This is a genomic window from Hoeflea algicola (assembly GCF_026619415.1).
Taxonomy (GTDB): domain Bacteria; phylum Pseudomonadota; class Alphaproteobacteria; order Rhizobiales; family Rhizobiaceae; genus Hoeflea; species Hoeflea algicola.
In genome coordinates this window covers 4,668,200-4,685,697 of record NZ_JAOVZR010000001.1, presented here as the reverse complement: position 1 = coordinate 4,685,697, position 17,498 = coordinate 4,668,200, and the positions used below count along the sequence as shown (strand labels likewise).

Below are 17,498 nucleotides of genomic sequence, written 5' to 3'. Positions count from 1 at the left end.
CAACGGAACTGAGAATTATTCGGCCACCGCACGGCGGGCCAGCCCACCAGTTTCCTCGATGAAGGCCACCACTGCGTCAACACCGGCGCCGCGGCGCATGTCGGTGAACAGATAGGGCCGCCCTGCCCGGCCAGTACCGGCATCACGCTCCATCACTTTGAGATCGGCGCCGACATGGGGCGCCAGATCCATCTTGTTGATCAGCAGCAGATCCGAGCGGGTGATCCCCGGACCGCCCTTGCGCGGGATATCTTCGCCCTGGCACACCGAAATAACATAGATGGTCAGGTCGGCGAGATCCGGCGAGAAGGTGGCGGCGAGATTGTCGCCACCGGATTCGATGAAAATCACATCCAGATCTGGATGACGCTGATTGAGCGCGTCGATGGCGCGCAGATTGAGCGAGGCGTCCTCGCGGATCGCCGTGTGCGGGCAGCCCCCGGTTTCAACACCGATCACCCGGTCTGACGGCAGCGCCTGCATCCGCACCAGCGCCTCGGCGTCCTCGCGGGTGTAGATGTCGTTGGTGATGACGGCCAGCGAGTAGTGCGCGCGCATCGCCTGGCACAATTGCGCGGTCAGCGCCGTCTTGCCCGAGCCGACGGGACCGCCGATGCCGATGCGCAGAGGGCCATTGGATATGGTCATGACAGGAACAGCCGTGGTTGCAAGGTTTCGTGGTTCATGGCGGCGATGTCGGCGATGAACGCCGCCCCGCCAAGATCGTCCAGTGTCGCCACAGCGGCACGTTCGACAGCGCGCTCGATGACGGGTTCGAGGCTGGCAAGAGCCTCAGCGGCGCCTTCCTGGCCGACAATCGACAGTCTTATGGCGCATTGCAACTGGTTGGAGACGAAGGCGTGCAGATAGGCGCTTACGGTCAGTTGCAGGTCAATCCGCTCAAGCCCAGCCGCCACGCCAACAACCACTGGAAGCGGAGTAGACTTGTCGGGCATTGCGCCGCGCTCCACCCAATGGGAGACAGCCTGAATGAAGGATGTGCCCTGATTGATCGTCTCATTGTACCGCTCCAGCCCGACGCATAGCGCCAGGCATAGCTCGGACGCTTCTCTTATCGCCTGTCGATCACTGGCACTGTGATGTGCTTCAACCAGAATGACCGTGTCGTTCCACAGGGCGCCGTGAGTGATCTGCGCGGTGATCCAGTCCGCCAACGTACTAAGATCATGGACATGGCCGGCGTGAACCGATTGCTCAAGCCCGGCGGAGTAAGCAAAACCGCCGATCGGAAACACCGGTGACAACCAGCTCATCAGCCGCAAAAGTGCCTTTGTGTCCGTCATCTGCCGCCCTCGCGGCGTAGCCATTCAGCGACCGCATCGCCCATGGTCGATCCTGTATGCGCCTTCATCCAGGCCATGAAGGATCGATCGAACCTGAAATGATCGCCAATCTCTGCGGTGAAAAAGCGGCGCACGTTTTGCGTGTTGCGGTAGCCTGAATCAATCACGGTCTTGCTGGTGATCGGATCGCTGTGCCAGTCCCGCCGGTCAGTCATGGCTGTGCCCGTGCGAATGCGCATGGCCATCGTCATGATGATGGCCCGCATGTGCGCCACCATAGGCGCCACCTTCAGGGTCAAACGGTGCATCGATATCAACGACGCTGGCGCCGAGTCCAATGAGCATGTCGCGGATGACGTGGTCCCGCCGGAGCCGAATTGTTTGTTCCGTAATTTCCGCTGCCAGATGACGGTTGCCGATCTGCCAGGCCAGCGTCAGCAGGTGCCGCGGGTCGCGGGCGCGAACTTCCATCAACGCCTCGGGTTTGGCGCGCACTTCGATGATGCGGCCATCGTCAAGCACCAGGCCGTCGCCATGGCGCAGCAGCCTTGCTTCGGGCAGATCGAGCAGGAAGGCGATTGTCGAGCCGTTTTCCAGCCGATCCGAGACCATCCGCATGCGGCGGCGGTGCCGCGCGGTTTCATCCAGCGTGATGGATGCGACCGGATCATGGAAATGGCGGATGACAGAAGAGCAGGTCAACATCAGCACGACCCGGCGTCTGAACCGGGGTCCCACTTCAGCACCGCCAACTGCTGGGAAGCCATTTTCGCCAGCCGCGACGTTACCGCTGTGCCTAAGATTGTGACGTCAGCCCTAGAGCCGATCCGTAGCGGCGCGGACAGCTGCAGCGCGGGTGGTACCACGGGCGCGGAATGTCGATTCAGGAGTCTTGTAGAGCATGTCCACCTCGCGCGCGACGGAAATGGTCGTGGCGACACCGTCGAATGCGCGACCGATATTGGTGAGAACGGAACGATAATTGTAAGCCATGACGTTTTTCCTGAATATTGGATCGAATCCATCGTAAACCTCATATTGCACCGCACAATCACCTGAAGGGTGTGCCAGCCATGCAATTGGCGCATGGCTGGCTGTTCCTGTTCAGATGGCCGTTCCGTGACCATGCGCGCTTCTATTCAAAGAGCAGTTTTTCAATTTCAGGTATTGGATGCCTGGTAAGATCCTTGTTCAACTCGGAGATGATCCGGTCAGCGACGGAACCCGACAATAACTTGCGCAGTTCACCGATGACGACGGCGGGCGCAACAAGGACCAGTTGTTCGAAACGGTCAGCACGAGCACTGTTCTCAAGAACTGAAGCGATCTCGCGGGCGAATTCATGCTTGGCCAGGCGATGCCAGTCAGTCTCTTGCACCGCGCTGCGATGGGCATTGCCGGCGCCATTGGACACCCTGCCTGGACGATCCGTTCCCTGAGCGGCGGTTTTCGGGTTTGGCTGCTCAAAGGCATTGAATACTTGCAGCGCCGGATTATTCGGTGTGCCTGCGTTTTCCAGGAACAGCGCCTTCTCGCCGTCTGCAACCACGACCCAACCCTTGTGCTTCAATCTTATTCCGGACATTGAACTCTCCATCCTGAATTGCTGGAGGCCCATCCAACCCCATTTCGGGGATTTACGGCTTGACCGGGATCAATGGTGGCAAAAGATATCAAAACAGGAAATACCTTTGCGCCATCGGCAGTTCGGTCGCGGGCTCGCAGGTCAGCAGTTCACCATCGGCGCGGACTTCGTAGGTTTCCGGATCGACTTCGATATGCGGCAGGGCGTCGTTGAGCTGCATCGATGCCTTGGAAATGCCACCGCGGGTGTTTTCAACCGCGCACATCTGCTTGGCGGTGCCGAGCTTGTGGGCCAGCCCGTCCTCGATTGCTGCCTGGCTGACGAAGGTAACCGACGAATTGGTCCGCGCCTTGCCGTAAGCGCCGAACATCATCCGGTAGTGCACCGGCTGCGGGGTCGGGATCGAGGCATTGGGATCACCCATCGGTGCCGCAGCGATCATACCGCCGAGCAGCACCATGTCGGGTTTGACGCCGAAAAAGGCCGGGTTCCACAGCACCAGATCAGCGCGTTTGCCGACCTCGATCGAGCCGATATGACCAGACAGGCCTTGGGCGATGGCCGGGTTGATGGTGTATTTGGCGATATAGCGCCGGACTCTGAGATTGTCGTTATCTCCGGTCTCGCCGGGCAGAGGTCCGCGCTGGCGTTTCATCTTGTCGGCGGTCTGCCATGTGCGGATGATCACCTCGCCGACGCGGCCCATGGCCTGACTGTCCGAGGCAATGATCGAAAAAGCGCCGATATCGTGCAGGATATCCTCGGCGGCGATGGTCTCCTTGCGGATTCGGCTTTCGGCAAAGGCGATATCCTCGGGGATCGAGGCATCGAGATGGTGGCAGACCATTAGCATGTCGAGGTGCTCGGCGATGGTGTTGACGGTATAGGGTCGGGTCGGGTTGGTCGAAGACGGGATCACGTTGGTGAGCCCGCAAACCTTGATGATATCGGGGGCGTGGCCGCCGCCGGCGCCTTCGGTGTGAAAGGCGTGAATTGTCCGGCCCTTGAGTGCGTCCACCGTGCTTTCGACAAAGCCGCTTTCGTTGAGCGTGTCGGTGTGGATCATCACCTGGACATCAAACCGGTCGGCCACGGTGAGGCAATTGTCGATGGCCGCGGGTGTCGTGCCCCAATCCTCGTGCAGCTTGAGCGCACAAGCGCCACCGAGGATCATTTCTTCAAGCGCGCCAGGCAACGAGGCGTTGCCTTTGCCGGCGAAAGCCAGGTTCATCGGGAAGGCGTCGGCGCTTTCGATCATCCGGGCGAGATGCCAGGGGCCGGGGGTGCAGGTAGTTGCCAGCGTGCCATGGGCAGGCCCGGTGCCGCCGCCGAGCATGGTGGTCAGGCCGCTCATCAGTGCTTCCTCGATCTGCTGCGGGCAGATGAAATGAATATGGCTGTCAAAGCCTCCGGCGGTGAGGATCTTGCCTTCGCCGGCGATGATCTCGGTGCCGGGTCCGATGATGATATCGACGCCGGGCTGGGTGTCAGGATTGCCGGCCTTGCCGATGGCGACAATGCGTCCGTCACGAAGCCCGATATCGGCTTTGAAGATGCCGGTGTAATCGACAACCAGCGCATTGGTAATGACAGTATCGACCGCGCCATCGGCGCGCGTCACCTGGGATTGGCCCATGCCGTCGCGGATCACCTTGCCGCCGCCAAACTTGACCTCTTCGCCATAGGTGGTGAAATCGCGTTCCACCTCGATGAACAATTCAGTGTCGGCAAGCCGCACCTTGTCGCCGACGGTGGGGCCATACATGGCGGCATAGGCGGCGCGGGAAATGCTGGCGGGCATGGTCGGTTCCTCAGGGCGTTCACAGTGGACACACAATGCGAAGCAAAAACCGGGCCACAAGAGTCCAGCACGTTCATATCAATGCAAACTTCTCCCGAAAGCGCAGGCGCGACTTGACGCCAGAATGAGCCATATACGCTATCGTCCGAATGCGCCCCGTCCGTCCATGCTTCAGCGGCTGTACAAACCCTGTGAAAGCACTTCAATGCGCTCGCGCGTCAGCCGCGCCAGGCACAGGCTACCAACCATTGGCTGCGCGGTTCCGCCGAACACCTCATAGGCTTCATACTCACATTGGGCGTCGCGAAACTTGATCCAGGCGCGCTGGGCCGTGCGCAATGCTTCGAGCGTGGTGGGCACATCAGTGCCCTCTACCTGCTCGGCCACGTATTCATCATTGGCCTTGGCAGCCGCGACAATGCTGGGCCACAGTGCATTGAGATCATTGTCTGCGTCTTCGTAGTCCACGCTGGCACAATAGGTCATTCCGTACTGGGACTGCGGATTAACGCAATCGGGCATTTCGTCGGCCAAGGCAGGCACTGCAAATACAGTCAAAAACGAAAGAGGGCGCGCAACCATCCGCAAGACAAACATGATATTTCCCTTCCTGGCCGAAAACTGGCCATTTGCCGGCACAAAAAACACGCAGATCATCTTACCTGACCCGATGCCGGTTTATGCTCCATTTGATCCCCATCAGAGCGGCGATGGCGCTCAACACCAAGGAAATGTTCATCACACCAAGCTGCCAGTCGCCATTGCCGGCAAATGCGGCCATCGCGTCAGCCATAGTCACATCGCCCCAAAACCGGAACAACGAGCTCCCCTGATCAAAGCCATGCTATACAATAGGAATGGCAGCGTGAGTGTCGACCATAGGTAGCACTCCCAGTCGGGTACGCATTTCCGGAGATACATGACCAATGCCGACCCTATAAGGATGATCGACGCACCTCCGATCCAGACAAATGCAACCCCAGCAAATACATAAGCCATGTTCACACCATCAAAATGACAGTATGCATATTGCCCATCTCCCAGGCTCACCATTCCAATATTATACAAAGTCAAGAAAACATACAGCGTCAAAACCATGACAACCGGTGAGTAACGAAACACTCCAGGTTTCTTTTTAGCGGAAACTTCTGACATTCCATCCATACATTTTACGCATGCACCTCGTTTTGAAAGCAGTCGAGCAAGCCATCCCGGTCAAACCAAGCAAGACCGGGTGTGGCAAACATCGCGTTATTTGAGGAACCCGTATCAGCTTTTCTTTTGACGTGCGCCGACACCGCCGGTCAGGCGCTTGCGGTTGGCGCGTGCAGTTCTGGTCAGCGGTGCGATCGCTGCGGCAAGGATTTCATCGGGCCTGCCTCCGGACGCGGCCATCTTCGCCGCAGCCTGCGAGGCCTTGGCAAAGGCGACTGGCTTTTCCGAAAGCATTTTCTGGTTTTCGGCTTTGCCAACCGGCCACAGCCCGGCCATCCCGAGCATCCGCATGTTGATCACCGACTGGGCTTCGAACGCCAGCACGCCGAGGCCGGACCAGGACTGCCAGATCTGCGCCGGGGTCACCGGCTTCTTCGCCATTACAGCTTGCCCATGATCTGCTGACGGAAGCCGTAGACGGTGCGCTCGCCCGACAACGCCACCAGCGATACATCGCGCTGCTGCCCGGGTTCAAAGCGAACAGCAGTGCCAGCTGCAATATCCAGCCGCTTGCCGCGGCTTTGCGCGCGATCGAAGCTCAACGCCGGATTGGATTCGAAAAAGTGGTAATGGCTGCCGACCTGAACCGGCCGGTCGCCGGTGTTGGCAACCTTGAGCGTGATGGCCTCCAGGCCACTGTTGAGCTCGATATCGCCATCCGGCGTGATGATTTCACCTGGGATCATATAGGCGGTTCTCCATGAAGTTTGGTGGTGCGCAGACGAAGGCTGCCGAATGAACGTGAAGTGAGATGGACCCGGCAGATTTGGATCGGTTGACCCGAAGTATGCGGCAAACGGTTCTACCGGCAACAACGGAACGCTTCTCTTGTAGCACATAACGCGGAAACAATAGGCGCAGAACTTCCACGTGGTTTGAACGACGACCACGTCAGCGTCACCGCTGCCATCAAATAAGGCAAATGGTCAAAAACCAGGCACAGTCTGGTCACGAAATATGCACCAAATGACCTTGAGCGAAGATGAAACAATATCGCGCCGGTACCGTTCTTGCCCTGTCACGCACCGTCGAGGTGGGTGATTCTGGAAATCAATAGAGGACGCAATCCAATGAAATCCATGAGCAAGATTATCACGACCGCACTGATCACCACCACCCTGGCTGCCGCACCGGCGGTCGCCGGCTCGGTTGGCGCCACCGTCGGCGGCGACACCGCCGCAGGCATCACGGCCGATACCGGTTCATCCGCCGGCGCGAACACCGGTGCCGCAACCGATCTTTCAGCCAGCGCCGGCGCAACCGGACAGGCCGCCAGCGACGCCAATGTCGCGGCTCTGATCAAGGGCAACGCCGAGGCGGCAAAGGAAGTCCAGACCATGACCGACGCTGAAGCTGTGACTGTCGTTCACGTCGACACCGCGGCTGAAGCTTCCGCCAACGGCATCGATACGGCGCTGAAGGAAAACCGCGAGGCGGTTGACGAACTGCAGACTTCATTACGCGCCAATGCCGCCGTTTCCGAAAAACTGGAGGCCGAAGGCGTCAATATCGCCAGCGTTGTTGCGGCCAAGGCGGATGCCAACGGACAGTTGAAGGTATACGTGCGCTAAGCGTACAACGACGCTATCCGACAGGCGCGGGCTCCGGCCCGCGTCTTTTGTTGCTTCACCCACGATTTGGCGACCCCACATCCGGACGCGGCCGCACCGGGCTTAGCGGATTGGCTGGTGCACGGTCACCAGCTTGGTGCCATCGGGGAACGTGGCTTCCACCTGTATATCGTGAATCATCTCGGCGACGCCCGACATCACCTGGTCACGGGTAATGACATGTGCACCCGCCTCCATCAATTCGGCCACAGGGCGGCCGTCACGCGCGCCCTCGACGACAAAATCGGTGATCAGCGCAATTGCCTCGGGGTGGTTGAGCTTGACACCGCGCTCGAGCCTGCGGCGCGCGACGATTGCCGCCATGGCGACCAGCAGCTTGTCTTTTTCTCTCGGTGTCAGGTTCATGGCATGTCTTTCATAGCGACCAGACTTTCGGCACACCGCCATCGCGGTTGAGATGGTGGATCAGCGGGACAAGGATCTTGCGCAATTCATAGCTATCCTTGGCGACCAGCCTCGCAAGAAGCTTGCCAGTTCCAGCCTCCCTGCCTGGCATAAAGCTGGCACCGCCGGAGATACCGATGATGTCGCGCAGCCGGTCGAGCTTCGATTCGGCTTCCGGAGCAATCATCAGCACGGTTGCCATGGCGAGCCCGCCGTTGGCGATTGCCGAGCGCGTCAGCGCAGCGGCGATATCGGGGCCAAGCCGTGTCTCTTCGGCGTGCAGCAACCCACCCGAACCGCGCACACGCCAGCGATCACGAACGTTTCCGGAGACAACCGCTTCGCCCATCGCCAGCCTGCCAAACACCAGCGGCTCGATCATCAGCAGCCGCGCGCCGGGCGCCATGTTGACGTCAATGGTTCGCCGCAACCGCGCGCGATCAAACAGGATGGTCTCCTGCGGCAACCAGATGAGCGCACTTGATGGCGCCAGCGCCAACCTTACCGATACCGCCGCCTCGCTGAGCCCCTCGGCCTTATACGTCTTTTCGCAGGCCTGAGTGGTCAGGCTCATCTGCGTGCCCTCGCCGGCCTCGAAGCTCCAATCCATGCAGTCGCCGCCGGTCAGGCCACCGGCGGTGTTTATCAGCACCGCCTCAAGGGGCACGCCGCGAGGTACACGCGGCAAGCGGATGCGCGCCGAGCCTTCCTGATACAGGCGATCGATGCGGCTTTGGCCATCCGACAGCTTGACGGATAGCCGCCCCTCGCCGCGCGTGCGCTGCATGGCAACGCTGGCTGCGGTTGTCGGAACTGGAAATATGGAGGTCATGGGCATCCTATTTCGATCAGCGCGGATCATCGGGTCCGATAATCAAGAATGGATGGTTTCGGCGCAAGGGCGTTTCGTGTGCGCGAAGCACCGAATACCGGCCAAACAACAGGCAACCAGCCCAAACTTTGTGCAGGTGAGAGGCGACAGCCCATCCGGCCGTCATGCCGCTCAACAGATCACCCGAGTGCGATCAGTTTTTCGGGGCTGAACAAGAACGGCGGGGCGATGCCCGCCATGTCCGACAGCGGCAGCATGGAATCGGGCACATCGAACCCCATGACATCGCGCATGAAGGATGTCCGCGCGGTTATGCGCGCATGAACATCGGGATGCCGGGCCTTGAGATCGGCGCGCAGGCTATCGTCGGCGATGACAATCGTGTCCTCCATGCGGGTGGAGAAATAGACTGGTGACGAAGGAATGATGTCGACCTGCATGACGTGGCCCGAGCGCAGCGGCATTTGGGACCCCTCAAATATCGGCGACGACAACCATTCATCGGTGTCGATGAGATGACCTGGATTGAGAAACACGCCGAATTTCTCAAAGGGCAACAGACGGTCGATCTCTGCCTTCACCGCGCCGCCCGACACGCCCGGGCGCATCATCGAGAACCAGCGGTCGAGCGCCTGCACATAGGGCCCAGCGAAGGCTTCCACATAATCGCGTGACGGCTCGGGAAGGTCGTTAGCACCATGCGCCAGCCAGCCGGCGCGGCAGCAATTGGCGCGCCAGACACACATGTTGAAAGACAGTGGCTGGCCGAGTTGCAATGTGTTGCCGCTCGGGCCTGCCAGCCCCAGCGGTGCGCTGTCGTCGGTACAAAAGGTCGGATGACACCCCAGCGGCATGCCGTTCATGCCGGCTGCCTGCAGCACCTCGAAATCGCTCATGCCCTCGCGCATGGCAAAAATCATCGCCCGGACGCTGCGCGATACCACCGAGTTGGCGTGTTCGAACAGGGCGATATCATCGGCATCGGCAATCGTGCGCAAACCGTCCAGCGGGTTCATGAACATGGCGGTCTGGTTGGTGACGGCATCGTAGCCTGCCAGGGCGCGCAACGTATCGGCAATGAAGGACGGCGCCTCGATGGCGTGCGCTGGATCCGGGTGTTCGCCCTCGGTAAAATACTTCCAGCCGGCTACGCCGACGCGGGATCCGCTGCCTATCCCCTCGCCGGCCAGAATTTCGGCCAATTGGCGGCTGTCGGCGCGCGGCTGGCTGATCAGGGAGAATGGCTGGTAGCGCTCGTGCCGGATTTCGCCGACGGCAAACATCGGACTGGCGCCAAGATAATTCTCGCATTCATTGCCGACGATGAACAGCGGCAGGCGGTCCTTGCTGAGAACCAGCAAGGCTTCCTCGAAACGTGGATCGAAGCCCGTCAGCCATACCATGGTGCCGAAATGCTCGCGATCAGCGTAGACGACCAGCGTATCCAGGCCGACAAGCTCCATCCGCTCACGCGTGGCCTGCAGCCGCCGGCGGTACACGGCAGCATCGCGGACGGCAGGCAACGGTGCGGCGTCGTAATCGGGCCATTCGGTCTCAATCAGGCGGATTGGCTTGCTCATCTCGGGCTCCGTGCTGGTGGCACCGCGAAGCCTACAAGGATGGCCGGAAGAGGCAAGCGCGGGTGAAGGCGGAAACATTATTTCAGGCAAAAGGAAACCAAACGGCTCTCTGCAGCGTTTAACGATCAATGAATGGACCGAAAGGACTGACCATGTTGATTTCTACGCTTGCACTTGCAATGAGCATCGCCATGATGGTGTCAGCCATCGTGATATTGTATAATGAAACCTTGGCCCGGAAGCGGGAGCACTCGTTCGAGTAGAACCGTCTCCGTTTTTTTGTAGCCGCATCTCAATGGAGTCACCCATGAAACGTATCGCAATTTCAACGCTTGCAGCGGTTTCCCTCATTGCCCTCGCTGGCTGCACCACCACTGAACAGCGGGCTGGAACCGGTGCGGTTGTCGGGGCAGGAACCGGGGCGCTGATTGCTGCGGCTACCGGCAGCAGCGGTCGCGGTGTCGCCACCGGCGCGCTGATTGGCGGCGCAGCAGGCGCACTCATCGGTGCGGCGACAACTCCTGGCATGTGCCGCTACCGCGACGCCCGCGGTCGGGTCTATGAGGCAGCTTGCTGATTTAGCGCTGCTCTGAACAATTGAGCCCCGCCCCGGCTTTCAGGCCGTCCGGGCGGGGTTCAATTTGTCTTGGCAGCAGGCATGTCAAAATCGCGCCGGCTCAGTTACGCCAGATAGCCAGGGTCAAACGGCAAGGATCGTGGTGACGCGTTATCAAAATGCAACGTGAGGCTATCCGCTTCGATGGTAATATCGCGGACCGTCCCTTCACCGGACGCAACCCGGCACGCGCCAATTACCTGACGAATCACCACTTCACCTGCTTCCCCCAACGCAAACGCAGTCTCCACCCCGTCACGGTTTAAATCATTGCCGGCAATCGATGCCGCATGACCAAGTGACGAGGCGCGAGCGTCTTCAATGCCAAGCACACCGGTATGACGGCCAGACCATGGCGCGTAATCACGGCCGCCATTGCTGAACCACAACATGGTGACGGGCAGAACCTGCGGCTGTTTGAGAATGATGACCCGGTCGGCTTCAGCTCGGCGGGTAATGCAACTCCAACCCAGCGACCGCCCCGGTTGTTCAACCAAGGTGAGAAAATCTTCATGGCTGGTCGCCGGCGGATAACGGGTGAGATCGGCAGTGCCGCCGTCAGCCAGCGGAAAAGCGGTAAGATCGTGAGTCTTCGCCGGATAGGCGAACACCGAGCGGCCGTGAGCCGGATCCGGCTCCAGCGCGCCGGGTGGGCTCACCGCATATGATTTGGGCGAGAACGCCAGTTCGCCCCCCTCCTGCATATGCACCATGACATGGTGGGCAGCCGATACGGCGCCGGCGCCGCCAATAAACCGATGCTCCTGGTAGATAAACGGGTGGCCTGCCACCAACGTAATTCGTTTTTCAACGGTAGCGCCCATCACAAGCCGCGAAAGCCGGAATGCAGCTTGCAGACGTTTTTCTGCCTGTGTCGTGCCGATATGCTCCCAACTGCAGTTGGACGGCCAGCCATGCAAGGGTGCCTCTTCAACATCATTGCGCCCGAACGGAGCGCAGAAGAAATCTCCAGACAGGCGCTGGACTGTCAGCGGGGTGTCGGGCGGGAATGTTGCGGCCGGGTCATCGATCCATGGCGCCCGGTGCAACGGTGTCAACGTGCGCTCGCCATCGCTGACGGTGAGCCTGGCTATGTGGCCGGAGCTCGCATCAAGACTGATGGTGATTGGGTCGAAGTCAAACGTGTGAAGGGTCATGGTCTGTTCCAGAATGCGATCCGGCATTCCTACAACATCGGCTTGGAGACCGGAATTGCTTTTCGGCTTTCCGCCGGATTATGCGCCGCAGGAGGTCACGGGGTTTGTCGCAGAAGCTGCATCTGCTAGAGCCTCAGTCACAATCCGATCGGTGCGAAAACGGAGAAAAAATGTCCAGAACCACCAAAGTGGATGTGATGGTGCTTGGCGCAGGTGCTGCGGGCATGATCTGCGCCATAGAAGCCGCGCGTCGCGGCCGCTCGGTGGTCATCGTCGATCACGCCCGCGCACCTGGCGAGAAGATCCGCATCTCGGGCGGCGGCCGCTGCAACTTCACCAATCTCCATTGCAGCCCCTCGAACTTTCTGTCAGCCAATCCGCGCTTTGCCATTTCCGCGCTCAAATCCTTCACCCAGCACGATTTCATCGACCGGGTGAAAGCCCGCAACATTGCGTTCCATGAGAAAGCGCTGGGGCAACTGTTTTGCGATGGCTCGGCCCGGCAGATCATCGCCATGCTGACCGATGACATGACCGAAGCCGGTGCGCGGCTCCAGCTTGCGACCGAAATCACCGACGTCAGCCGGATCGATGAGGGTTTTGAGGTCCGGACCAGCGGCGGGGTCTGGCAATCCGATCGACTGGTGATCGCCACCGGCGGAAAATCGATCCCGAAAATGGGCGCCACCGGCCTTGGTTATGATATTGCCCGGCAGTTCGGCCACGAAGTGACAGAAACTCGCGCCGGACTGGTGCCGTTTACCTGGGCCTCCAACATGGCCGAAAGCTGGAGCGGTCTGTCGGGCGTGTCGCTGGATGTCGATGCCCACTGCAATGGCGCCCGCTTCAAGGAGGCGATGCTGTTTACCCATCGCGGCTTGTCGGGACCGGCGATGCTGCAAGTCTCTTCGTACTGGCGCGAGGGCGATGCGGTGATCGCCGACCTGGCACCCGAGCAAAATCTCTCAGACCTGCTGAAATCGGAACGGACGAACCGGCCGAAAAGCGCGCCCTGGACAATACTGGGCGAAGCCTTGCCGAAACGGCTGGTTCAGCAGCTTGAACGTGAGGCCGGAATACCAGCGGTGCGGCTGGCCGACATGAACAATGCGGCGATCGAGCAAATGGCGGCCAGGTTTCATGAATTTCGCGTGGTGCCCGGCGGCACCGAAGGCTACCGGACGGCGGAAGTCACGCTCGGCGGCGTCGACACGGCGCAATTAAATCAGAAAACCATGGAAAGCCGGCTGGTCCCGGGGCTACATTTCATCGGCGAGGTCATGGATGTGACGGGCCATCTGGGCGGACACAATTTCCAGTGGGCATGGTCATCGGGCGTGGCTGCCGGACGGCACGCCTGACACTATGGATTCTATTGAAGACAGGGAGACTAAAATGCGCATTTTGTTTACAGGCGGATCCGGCAAGGCCGGACGGCATGTCATTCCCTATCTTCTCGATCAGGGCCATCGTGTGGTCAATGTCGACCTGACTCCGCTTGACCATCCCGGCGTCGACAATCTGACCGCTGACATCACCCAGTCGGGAGAGATGTTCAACGTCATGACCAGCTACGCCAATTTCGACGAACTGGAACCGGGGACCGGAGTGCCGAAATTCGACGCAGTGGTGCATTTTGCAGCTGTGCCGCGCATCCTCATTCGCCCCGACAATGAAACCTTCCGGATCAACACGATCGGCACCTACAATGTCGTGGAAGCCGCGGTGAAGCTTGGAATTTCCAAAATCATCGTTGCCTCGTCGGAGACCACCTATGGTGTCTGCTTTGCCGATGGCGAGGTCAGCCCGCCCAGCCTGCCGGTGGAAGAGGACATGGATGTCAACCCGATGGATTCCTATGGTCTGTCGAAGGTGGTCAACGAGCAGACGGCGCGCGGCTTCCAGCGCCGTTCGGGGTTCGACATCTATGCGCTGCGCATCGGCAATGTGATCGAGCCGCACGAATATGATCTGTTTCCGGGGTTCTTCGCCCACCCCGAAGTGCGTCGCCGCAACATATTCTGTTACATCGACGCCCGCGATCTGGGCCAGATCGTCGACCGATGCCTGACGACCGACGGGCTGGGCTTCCAGATCTTCAATGCCGGCAATGACACCAATTCAGTTGACCTGCCGACGGCCGAGATCGCCGAACGGTTTTTTCCCGGTGTCGCCTTCAGTCGGGAGATGGGCGAGCACGAAGCGCTCTATTCCAATCGCAAAATTCGCGAGATGCTGGGTTTTGTCGAGGAACACAACTGGCGCAAACATGTAAAATAGCGCCTGGCTTCGACGCTGCCTTTTCCTGCAGAAAGAAGCTCGCCTTTAATCAAATACCCCTAAACCTGACTTAAGCCATAGGATTAGCCACAATGATCAGACACACAGTTACGTTCAGCCTGAAACATGAAAAAGGCTCTGATCGTGAGCAGCATTTTCTTGCCGACGCACGGCGCATTCTCTCTGCAATTGCCGGCGTCGAGCAGTTCGAAGTGCTGCGCCAAACCGGCGCCAAGAACAACTTCAGCTATGGCCTGTCGATGGAATTTGCCAATCAGGAGGCTTACGATTTTTACAACAATCACCCGGACCACGTGGCATTCGTGCGCGACCGCTGGTTGCCGGAGGTCAAGGAATTCCTGGAAATCGACTACGTGCCGATGACCGGTTGATCTGCCGGAATACACCTCAGCGACATAAACGCATAATTGACAATACCGATACGAAAACCAGCAATCGGAGGCGTTGGCCGTGGTTCCTGACGGGCGAGCGCTGCTCGGTAACAAGTTCTTGGTGTTCTTCTGTTAGGTCTTCTTCAAAGGCCAAACCATGACGATCGGAAAATCGTTTTGAACATCAATAATCTGACCGATATTCACACTTGCGAATCCGACACTTGGGAACGCGCCCTGGATGCGGCAGGCCTGGGTGTCTGGAATTGGGATCTGCGCACGGGGCGCTGTGATTACTCCGAACCGTGGTGCCGGATGCTCGGCTACCAGAGGAGCGACTTTGCGGATGACGCCGATCTATGGCTGATGCTTGTTCACCCCGACGACCGGGAACGATCGATCCGGAGCGGTGATCTGCACATCGCCGGCGAGACCGAAAGCATCGAAACCGAACTGCGCCTGCGGCACAAGGATGGCCACTGGATTTGGGTACTGGACAGGGGCGCTGTTGTCGAGCGTGATAACGCTGGACGGCCGCTCCGCGTCGTTGGTGTCCAGACCGACATCACACGCCACAAGCAGGCCGAACGAAACCTCCGCAGGGTAAACGAGCGATTCAGGCTCACGCTCGCAGCATCAGGAATGGGCATCTGGCACTTCGACATAGACCGCCAGCAGAGTAACTGGGACGCTCGGACCCGTGAGATATTCGGACTGGCACCGGGACCGGAAGATGTCGTGCCAGCCGCCTGGCACGGGCATCTTCACCCGGATGACCAGGAGCGTACCGAGCGCGAGCACCTTCAGGCGCTGACAAACAGCACCGAAGTTACCCTTCGCTACCGGATCATCCGTGAAGACGGAGAAATCCGTCACGTTGAAACGCTCGCAAAATTTGTGCCGGAGGAGGACAGCTCCGGGTTTCTGGTCGGCACCATCAGGGATGTCACCGACGAGGTCAGCGCCGCCGACGCGTTGCTGGCAGAAAAAGAGCGCTACAAGGTAACCTTGGAATCCATCAGCGATGCAGTAATCAGCACTGATGTCGACGGACGGATCACCTTTGGCAATCCGGCTGCATCGAAAATGTTGGCGCGCACGCAGCCCGAACTCGTTGGCGAGCCGTTTGCCGAAGTGTTCGGCGCGGAATTGGCCGAGGCTGGCAGCGAGGCCCCGGTCGACATCGATGGCGACTGTACTGTCACCGGCCTCAAATCCGGCATCTTCAAATGCAGGCGCAGCCCGATCCTTTCATCCAACGGTGAATTGTGGGGCAGCGTCTGCACCTTTCAGGACGTAACCGAGGAAGCAAAACGGCAACGCGAACTCGCCTATGCGGCACGCCACGACGCGCTCAGTGGACTGCTCAACCGGGTTGCCTTTGACGAAGAGCTCGAAAACGCCATCGTCAGCGCCGACAAGACACCATTTGCCATTCTCTACATCGACCTTGATCACTTCAAGGCGCTGAACGACTGTGCCGGCCATGCCGCAGGCGATGAAGCCCTGCGGATGATTGCTTCAAGCGTAAGTGAGAACCTTCCTGCCGGCGCGGTGTTTGCCCGGCTTGGCGGCGATGAATTTGCCATCCTGCTGCCGGCATCAAACGAAGCGTCTGCGAAAACAACAGCCGATACCGTTATCGAAGCAGTGCGCAGTGTCGACTTGCGCTTTACCGATGTTCGTCAGCCACTTGGCTGCAGCGTCGGCATTGCCATCATCAACGACACCTCGGTCATCCCGGCAGACGCCATGGCGCGCGCCGATGACGCCTGCTACGCCGCCAAATCGGCCGGGCGCAGCAGGCATTCGACTTTTGCCGAGGACACCAGTTTTCTCACCTCAGGGCTTACCGCAGCGCGGCGGGTTGCCGAGCTGACCGAAGCGATCGGGGAAAACCGGATTAAGCTGTTCGGCCAGGAAATCCGCTCGATGAAGACCCCGCACGAATGGTCAGGGCGGATCGAGATCCTCGCCCGCCTGCAGGATCGCGACGGCAAGATCATTCCACCGGGCGATTTCATTCCCGCTGCCGAGCGGTTCGGAATGGCATCGACACTGGATCGCTGGATCATCAATTCCGCGCTGAGCAAATATGGTCCGGTCATGGAGGCCGTCGGCCTGACGCTGGGCTTCAACCTTTCGGCCCAGACATTATGCGATCCGCAGCTCTGGCCGTTCATCAAATCGGCTATCGAGAAAACCGGGGCTCCCTCTGCGCGGATCGCTTTCGAAATTACCGAGACGGCTGCAGTGACCTGTTTTGAAACCGCTGACCAATTCGTCCGCAACGCACGCGAGCATGGGTGCACAGTTTGCCTGGATGATTTCGGCTCGGGCCTGAGTTCGTTCGATTATCTGCGCCAGTTCCCGATCAATTGCATCAAGATCGATGGTAGTTTTGTGGAGAAACTGACGGAAAGCCGCTTCGATCGCGCCATCGTTTCCTCGATGACCGGCATCGCCAAGGAGCTCGGGCTTTACATCGTTGCCGAAAAGATCGAAGACGAGGCGACCGTCGAACAGCTCCGCCAGATTGGCGTGACCTTCGGTCAGGGCTTTCACCTGCATCGTCCCGAACCACTGGCGGATTTGGTCGAGCGACGGCTGGCAACCAGCCTCAAAAAGATCGCCTAAGACGCCAAGCCTGCGATTCGGGGTCGGGGGCCGCGCTCCTGTGTCCGAGCGATCGGAGGGGAGCATGCCGGTAGCGCCATATAT

General features: G+C 59.5%; 21 protein-coding genes. 6 read left to right on the top strand and 15 right to left on the bottom strand.

The genetic code is table 11. The features are described 5' to 3' along the window. Positions 1 to 15: 15 nt before the first annotated feature. From ureG to OEG84_RS22645, 11 genes are all read right to left on the bottom strand, one after another. Positions 16 to 648 carry an urease accessory protein UreG gene (ureG, locus tag OEG84_RS22695; RefSeq protein WP_267655872.1) on the bottom strand — a complete coding sequence of 211 codons (633 nt, stop codon included), beginning with the start codon at positions 646 to 648 and terminating at the stop codon, positions 16 to 18. After that, entirely contained in the window at positions 645 to 1,304 is a 660-nt protein-coding gene (locus OEG84_RS22690) for an urease accessory protein UreF (RefSeq protein ID WP_267655871.1), read from the bottom strand. Before OEG84_RS22690 ends, ureG begins: the two co-directional genes overlap by 4 nt. Beyond that, positions 1,301 to 1,519, bottom strand: a complete 219-nt coding sequence (locus OEG84_RS22685) for a DUF6434 domain-containing protein (RefSeq protein WP_267655870.1) — start codon at positions 1,517 to 1,519, stop codon at positions 1,301 to 1,303. Before OEG84_RS22685 ends, OEG84_RS22690 begins: the two co-directional genes overlap by 4 nt. Then, the gene (locus tag OEG84_RS22680) at positions 1,512 to 2,009 is read right to left on the bottom strand and encodes an urease accessory protein UreE (protein ID WP_267656296.1); all 498 of its coding nucleotides are present in this window, start codon (positions 2,007 to 2,009) and stop codon (positions 1,512 to 1,514) included. Before OEG84_RS22680 ends, OEG84_RS22685 begins: the two co-directional genes overlap by 8 nt. Positions 2,010 to 2,120: 111 nt before the next feature. Beyond that, positions 2,121 to 2,297: a hypothetical protein gene (locus tag OEG84_RS22675; protein ID WP_267655869.1), complete on the bottom strand. Its 177-nt coding sequence runs from the start codon at positions 2,295 to 2,297 to the stop codon at positions 2,121 to 2,123. A gap of 142 nt (positions 2,298 to 2,439) precedes the next feature. Beyond that, the gene (locus OEG84_RS22670) at positions 2,440 to 2,874 is read right to left on the bottom strand and encodes a host attachment family protein (RefSeq protein WP_324288241.1); all 435 of its coding nucleotides are present in this window, start codon (positions 2,872 to 2,874) and stop codon (positions 2,440 to 2,442) included. A 103-nt stretch (positions 2,875 to 2,977) separates the two neighbouring features. Then, positions 2,978 to 4,690, bottom strand: coding sequence for an urease subunit alpha (ureC, locus tag OEG84_RS22665; protein WP_267655868.1), 1,713 nt, complete (start codon positions 4,688 to 4,690; stop codon positions 2,978 to 2,980). A 171-nt stretch (positions 4,691 to 4,861) separates the two neighbouring features. Further along, positions 4,862 to 5,224, bottom strand: coding sequence for a lysozyme inhibitor LprI family protein (locus tag OEG84_RS22660; RefSeq protein WP_267655867.1), 363 nt, complete (start codon positions 5,222 to 5,224; stop codon positions 4,862 to 4,864). Positions 5,225 to 5,348: 124 nt separating this feature from the next. Continuing rightward, positions 5,349 to 5,483, bottom strand: a complete 135-nt coding sequence (locus OEG84_RS22655; RefSeq protein ID WP_267655866.1) for a hypothetical protein — start codon at positions 5,481 to 5,483, stop codon at positions 5,349 to 5,351. 476 nt (positions 5,484 to 5,959) lie between these two features. After that, a complete protein-coding gene (locus OEG84_RS22650) occupies positions 5,960 to 6,286 on the bottom strand; it encodes a hypothetical protein (protein WP_267655865.1) in 327 nt (108 codons plus the stop codon). Continuing rightward, positions 6,286 to 6,591 carry an urease subunit beta gene (locus OEG84_RS22645; protein ID WP_267655864.1) on the bottom strand — a complete coding sequence of 102 codons (306 nt, stop codon included), beginning with the start codon at positions 6,589 to 6,591 and terminating at the stop codon, positions 6,286 to 6,288. Before OEG84_RS22645 ends, OEG84_RS22650 begins: the two co-directional genes overlap by 1 nt. A 393-nt stretch (positions 6,592 to 6,984) precedes the next feature. Between OEG84_RS22645 and OEG84_RS22640 the strand changes: the two genes are divergently transcribed. Beyond that, positions 6,985 to 7,476, top strand: a complete 492-nt coding sequence (locus OEG84_RS22640; protein WP_267655863.1) for a hypothetical protein — start codon at positions 6,985 to 6,987, stop codon at positions 7,474 to 7,476. Positions 7,477 to 7,578: 102 nt separating this feature from the next. Here the strand turns inward: OEG84_RS22640 and OEG84_RS22635 are convergent, their stop codons facing one another. The 3 genes from OEG84_RS22635 to OEG84_RS22625 all read right to left on the bottom strand — a co-directional run bounded on the left by OEG84_RS22635 (position 7,579) and on the right by OEG84_RS22625 (position 10,332). Next, on the bottom strand, positions 7,579 to 7,881 hold the full coding sequence (locus OEG84_RS22635) for an urease subunit gamma (RefSeq protein WP_267655862.1): 303 nt from the start codon (positions 7,879 to 7,881) through the stop codon (positions 7,579 to 7,581). 10 nt (positions 7,882 to 7,891) lie between these two features. Beyond that, on the bottom strand, positions 7,892 to 8,752 hold the full coding sequence (locus OEG84_RS22630; protein WP_267655861.1) for an urease accessory protein UreD: 861 nt from the start codon (positions 8,750 to 8,752) through the stop codon (positions 7,892 to 7,894). Positions 8,753 to 8,931: 179 nt separating this feature from the next. After that, positions 8,932 to 10,332, bottom strand: coding sequence for a M24 family metallopeptidase (locus OEG84_RS22625; protein ID WP_267655860.1), 1,401 nt, complete (start codon positions 10,330 to 10,332; stop codon positions 8,932 to 8,934). Positions 10,333 to 10,627: 295 nt separating this feature from the next. On the opposite strand from OEG84_RS22625, the gene OEG84_RS22620 reads away from it, so the two are divergent. Beyond that, positions 10,628 to 10,909 (top strand): glycine zipper domain-containing protein, encoded by a 282-nt coding sequence (locus OEG84_RS22620; RefSeq protein WP_267655859.1) that lies wholly within the window; start codon positions 10,628 to 10,630, stop codon positions 10,907 to 10,909. Between the two features lie 104 nt (positions 10,910 to 11,013). Here OEG84_RS22620 and OEG84_RS22615 read toward each other — a convergent pair whose 3' ends face one another. Beyond that, a complete protein-coding gene (locus OEG84_RS22615) occupies positions 11,014 to 12,105 on the bottom strand; it encodes a hypothetical protein (RefSeq protein ID WP_267655858.1) in 1,092 nt (363 codons plus the stop codon). 170 nt (positions 12,106 to 12,275) lie between these two features. On the opposite strand from OEG84_RS22615, the gene OEG84_RS22610 reads away from it, so the two are divergent. The 4 genes from OEG84_RS22610 to OEG84_RS22595 all read left to right on the top strand — a co-directional run bounded on the left by OEG84_RS22610 (position 12,276) and on the right by OEG84_RS22595 (position 17,414). Then, positions 12,276 to 13,466, top strand: coding sequence for a BaiN/RdsA family NAD(P)/FAD-dependent oxidoreductase (locus tag OEG84_RS22610; protein ID WP_267655857.1), 1,191 nt, complete (start codon positions 12,276 to 12,278; stop codon positions 13,464 to 13,466). 34 nt (positions 13,467 to 13,500) lie between these two features. Next, positions 13,501 to 14,385 (top strand): NAD-dependent epimerase/dehydratase family protein, encoded by an 885-nt coding sequence (locus OEG84_RS22605; protein ID WP_267655856.1) that lies wholly within the window; start codon positions 13,501 to 13,503, stop codon positions 14,383 to 14,385. Positions 14,386 to 14,477: 92 nt separating this feature from the next. Beyond that, positions 14,478 to 14,777 (top strand): Dabb family protein, encoded by a 300-nt coding sequence (locus tag OEG84_RS22600; RefSeq protein ID WP_267655855.1) that lies wholly within the window; start codon positions 14,478 to 14,480, stop codon positions 14,775 to 14,777. Positions 14,778 to 14,954: 177 nt separating this feature from the next. Further along, positions 14,955 to 17,414, top strand: a complete 2,460-nt coding sequence (locus tag OEG84_RS22595) for an EAL domain-containing protein (protein ID WP_267655854.1) — start codon at positions 14,955 to 14,957, stop codon at positions 17,412 to 17,414. Positions 17,415 to 17,498: the final 84 nt, after the last annotated feature.

Coding starts and splice junctions, on each gene's coding strand:
- OEG84_RS22600 (WP_267655855.1), top strand. CDS start 14,478: ATGATCAGACACACAGTTACGTTCAGCCTGAAACATGAAAAAGGCTCT.
- OEG84_RS22680 (WP_267656296.1), bottom strand. CDS start 2,009: ATGTTGACCTGCTCTTCTGTCATCCGCCATTTCCATGATCCGGTCGCA.
- OEG84_RS22610 (WP_267655857.1), top strand. CDS start 12,276: ATGTCCAGAACCACCAAAGTGGATGTGATGGTGCTTGGCGCAGGTGCT.
- OEG84_RS22605 (WP_267655856.1), top strand. CDS start 13,501: ATGCGCATTTTGTTTACAGGCGGATCCGGCAAGGCCGGACGGCATGTC.
- OEG84_RS22650 (WP_267655865.1), bottom strand. CDS start 6,286: ATGGCGAAGAAGCCGGTGACCCCGGCGCAGATCTGGCAGTCCTGGTCC.
- OEG84_RS22620 (WP_267655859.1), top strand. CDS start 10,628: ATGGAGTCACCCATGAAACGTATCGCAATTTCAACGCTTGCAGCGGTT.
- OEG84_RS22615 (WP_267655858.1), bottom strand. CDS start 12,105: ATGACCCTTCACACGTTTGACTTCGACCCAATCACCATCAGTCTTGAT.
- ureC (WP_267655868.1), bottom strand. CDS start 4,690: ATGCCCGCCAGCATTTCCCGCGCCGCCTATGCCGCCATGTATGGCCCC.
- OEG84_RS22690 (WP_267655871.1), bottom strand. CDS start 1,304: ATGACGGACACAAAGGCACTTTTGCGGCTGATGAGCTGGTTGTCACCG.
- OEG84_RS22655 (WP_267655866.1), bottom strand. CDS start 5,483: ATGGCTGACGCGATGGCCGCATTTGCCGGCAATGGCGACTGGCAGCTT.
- OEG84_RS22685 (WP_267655870.1), bottom strand. CDS start 1,519: ATGACTGACCGGCGGGACTGGCACAGCGATCCGATCACCAGCAAGACC.
- OEG84_RS22675 (WP_267655869.1), bottom strand. CDS start 2,297: ATGGCTTACAATTATCGTTCCGTTCTCACCAATATCGGTCGCGCATTC.
- OEG84_RS22645 (WP_267655864.1), bottom strand. CDS start 6,591: ATGATCCCAGGTGAAATCATCACGCCGGATGGCGATATCGAGCTCAAC.
- OEG84_RS22640 (WP_267655863.1), top strand. CDS start 6,985: ATGAGCAAGATTATCACGACCGCACTGATCACCACCACCCTGGCTGCC.
- OEG84_RS22635 (WP_267655862.1), bottom strand. CDS start 7,881: ATGAACCTGACACCGAGAGAAAAAGACAAGCTGCTGGTCGCCATGGCG.
- OEG84_RS22630 (WP_267655861.1), bottom strand. CDS start 8,752: ATGACCTCCATATTTCCAGTTCCGACAACCGCAGCCAGCGTTGCCATG.
- ureG (WP_267655872.1), bottom strand. CDS start 648: ATGACCATATCCAATGGCCCTCTGCGCATCGGCATCGGCGGTCCCGTC.
- OEG84_RS22625 (WP_267655860.1), bottom strand. CDS start 10,332: ATGAGCAAGCCAATCCGCCTGATTGAGACCGAATGGCCCGATTACGAC.